The sequence below is a fragment of the Rurimicrobium arvi genome (assembly GCF_039540495.1).
GTDB classification, from domain to species: Bacteria; Bacteroidota; Bacteroidia; order Chitinophagales; family Chitinophagaceae; genus Rurimicrobium; species Rurimicrobium arvi.
On record NZ_BAABEZ010000023.1, the window covers coordinates 1 to 3,857 of the forward strand.

Below are 3,857 nucleotides of genomic sequence, written 5' to 3' on the forward strand. Positions count from 1 at the left end.
GGCCTACCCCTGATAATAGGCACGCCTACCTTTTAGGTAGGCGGAATACCATCGGCGGACTGTAAAAATACAGGAACGAAGACCCACCCCTATCCCCTCCGATGGAGGGGAAGCCAACGTGTGCGAGCGGCGTGCTGGAGAGATTGCTTCGAGGCGCAATGGGGATTGTGCACAGTGCAAAAACCTATTTACAACAATACCTAACCCGAATGTCTCCCGATAGCTATCGGGAGCGCGCCAATGAGCGAAGGGTTGGAACAACCCAAGCGAAGAAGGCAAAGCAATCTCTGAACGATTACTGTAGATTGCTTCCTCGCTAGCTGCACGCACAGGCTATACGCTCGTCGCAATGACACCACAACAAGTTGGACGGTGCCCAACACGGAGCAAATCCCTCCCGATCCCGATAGCTATCGGGACAGGGAGGGGCTGGGGGTGGGTCTGGCAACGCTTTCTCCCAAAAGCCGCAACAAACCAAAATAAAAAAGCGGGGCGGTAGAAACCACCCCGCCGACCAAACATGTTGATCAAGCAAGTATTTTTATAGGCGTACTTAGGCCTGATATTCTTTACAATATCCGGTCCGGAGACCGGCATCCGCCGCGACGTAGTCCGGAGACTACGCCGAGCAGAGAGGAGCTGGGGTGGTTCGACAAGGCGTTCCCACCGCGACGTAGTCCGGAGACTACGCCGAGCAGAGAGGAGCTGGGGTGGTTCGACAAGGCGTTCTCCAAAAGGCTGCAACAAACCAAAATAAAAAAGCGGGGCGGTAGAAACCACCCCGCCGACCAAACATGTTGATCAAGCAAGTATTTTTATAGGCCTACTTAAGCCTGTATATTCTTTACAATATCCGGTCCCGAGACCGGAATCCACCGCGATGTAGTCCGGAGACTACGCCGAGCGGGGCCGAGCAGTTGACTTTTCTTTAGTTTATTTTTGTTGCGTAAAGTTGTGTATATGGTCCAAATGCGCCCCCATTACCGTTATTAGACATAATAGAAGATGCCGATGCACTACCCAATGAAGTCCAGTTGTCGGCTGACATAAAGCACCACATGTATAACGTTGTTGTAGTCGATACAGTTATCGGAATAGAGCCAGAACAGGTGTAGTCTGCCCCAGCTCCACTTGTTGCAGCATAAAGTCTAGCGGCAAGAATACTCTTAATAGAACCAGCATATGTAGGAGGTGTATTTACAGAGCTTGATGTAGAAAAGAAAATAGAAGAAAATCCTGTCATTGACGTGGACGTCTTGGCATTTGTTCCAACTGGTACAACCCAGGCATTAAAAGAAAGCATCCAAGTTCCGGGAGTAAGTGTAATACTGCAACCTGTATAAGCCACAGGATTGACACCGCTTGCAACTACAGAACTCGTACTTGAAGGAATAGTTCCGTAAATTAAAGTTTGTCCTATATTCTGCCAGCTCGCCACCCCATTTGCATCACTGGTCAATACTTTACCTGCACCCTGCGATCCGTCTTTGATCTGGATCGGGCCGCTGTGCGTGATCGTATCAGTAAACGAGGTACTGCCCACTCCCGTGCCTTTCTTCTCCCAGGGCTCCGTTGCCGTAATCAGACTCGTTACCGATTGTCCCGTTGGCAACATCACACTCTCCTTCGCTTTGATCGCATACATCATCGCTACGTTGCGGGGACGGGTAACTCCGCCAAGAACATTAAAAAGTGAAGAATAACTGAACAAAGTTCCATTGAAACCGTGAATTGCAATCGACTCAGAACCATTATATCCGTTATTCGAAGGATCTTCCATTCCAATATCTGAGATTCCTCCCGCAGCTATATAGTCTCTTGTGTAAGAAGCAGACGAGCTATTTTCATGTGCAATATATGATCCCTTTTGCCAACTACCAATTGTCCTGCTCGCATCCACACCGCTTCTACCATTGCTCCATCCTCTGATAAACTCACCACGCAGGTCAGGCAGGTTAAAGGTTGTAGTACCATCCCCTGCTCCGTACGTAGTACCGATCTTCGCAAACAGGGTCGCAAACGTGGTACGACTTACCGCAGCACCGTTACACTCCAGGTAGTCACTGGGGATCGCGCTGAATGCAAATGCTTCAATGCTGCCCACCGTCTGGTCCGGAGCCGTGCTCATCGCCACCCGGCGTACCACTCCGTTTGCATCTGCCGTCAGTACAGAGTCTGTCGTAAAGCTTCCGCTCTGCAAGCCTTCCAGCTTCAGCGGATTGCTCGTCGCTTTTACATGCAGTGTGTTCGTGGGCGCACTCAGTCCGATACCTACCTTACCCGTACTGTCCACCACCATGCGTTCCGTATTGTTGCTGCGTACCCGCAGGCTGATATTATCTGTCGTACCGATGAAGTTGCTGCCGCTGTTCGTGTTTGCGTTGCCTTTCAGGTTCCAGTAGTTCACATTCAGACTGTCTTTAACAGGGCTGCTGCCGATCAGTTTCGCTATGGAGTCTTTAACCGGACTCTGCAGCATCTGTTTCGCCACTGCCGTGCTGTCCAGTCTCAAAGAAGTAGCCTTCAGCGTTGTTCCCGTTCCGCCTGTTACCAGGATTCCGTTGCTGTTGGTAAGGTCTTTACCGGTAATGCTGCCCGAGCTGAGCGCACTGTTGATCACGGAGATCACACTGTCTTTCACCGGAGTCTTTGTGATGCCTACGGCCAGGGAATCCTTTACAGGGCTTTTGTTCACCATCTTTGCCACCTGCGAGCTGTCCATCGGTGTGGTGCCTGCCGCCCATTTGGAGCCGTCCCATACCATTGTCTGGTTGGTGGCAGTACCGTCTGTGAGTCCGAGCGTAAAGGGTGAAGCGGCTGTGCCGGAGCCTGCACGTGTGAGTCCTTTATTCGTGGTTGCGTTCAGTACCTCGTTGCCTACGGCTGCATCTGCACCTACAGGCTGCCAGGCACTGCCGTCCCAGTACACCGGTCCAACCGGTATGGCGGGCGGGCCTGCTATCGCTGCAGTGTTGAACACCATATCGCCCACATTCGTTCCCGCAGGACTGGTGCTGCTCGTAAGTGCGGTAGTAGTGAGGCCCGCGCTGCCCGGTGCCCATTTGGAGCCGTCCCATACCATTGTCTGGTTGGTGGCGCTACCGTCTGTGAGTCCGAGTGTGAACGGCGAAGCGGCTGTGCCGGAGCCGGCACGCGTGAGTCCTTTATTCGTGGTTGCATTCAGTACCTCGTTGCCTACGGCTGCATCTGCCCCTACCGGCTGCCAGGCGCTGCCGTCCCAGAATACGGGACCTGCAGGTATCGCGGGCGGGCCTGCCACTGCAGTAGTGTTGAACACCATGTCCCCGATGCTGTTACCGGCCGGTGTGGTGCTGCTGCTCAATGCTGTATTTGCCAGGCTTACCTCCCCTTTGGAGATCAGGCGGATCCATTTCGTGCCGTCGTTGATATAGTAGCCCGGTATTACAGCGGTGCTGCCGCTGCCTGCCGTGGCCGTGTTGTACACTGCCATTCCCTGTACATGGGCGCTCAGCGGACTTGCGCTGTTCGTGGCGGTGAGCGCAATACGCGGCAGCAGTAAACCCCGACGGTTGCTTTCCAGGTCCAGGATTGCATTCGCATTCGGAAGTGCCGAGGAACTGATCGTTCCGTCTTTCATTTTACTTTGGGCATACACCCCGCTGCTGCAAAGCAGCAGCATACAAGTGGCTAGTGCATAGACTTGCTTTTTCATATTTTGGTTTGTTTTTGGATGTTACGTGATTCTTGTGTGGCCGACAGGGTCTGCTCCGCTATGGCTAAGCGCTCAGACAGGGGGAGGGCCAGCAGCTCCCGCAGTTCATAGGGCATACGTCCGGTGGTTTTCTGGAAAAGAAAAAAAAGAAAGCGTACCTGAT

Annotated in this window: 1 protein-coding gene; it reads right to left on the reverse strand. The window is 52.9% G+C overall.

The window, feature by feature from the left end:
* Positions 1-928 precede the first annotated feature (928 nt).
* Positions 929-3,694 carry a phage tail protein gene (locus ABD846_RS12500; RefSeq protein ID WP_344827539.1) on the reverse strand — a complete coding sequence of 922 codons (2,766 nt, stop codon included), beginning with the start codon at positions 3,692-3,694 and terminating at the stop codon, positions 929-931.
* Positions 3,695-3,857: the final 163 nt, after the last annotated feature.

Bases quoted from the DNA above. Each gene is read 5' to 3' on its own strand.
- ABD846_RS12500 (WP_344827539.1), bottom strand. From the start codon at position 3,694: ATGAAAAAGCAAGTCTATGCACTAGCCACTTGTATGCTGCTGCTTTGC.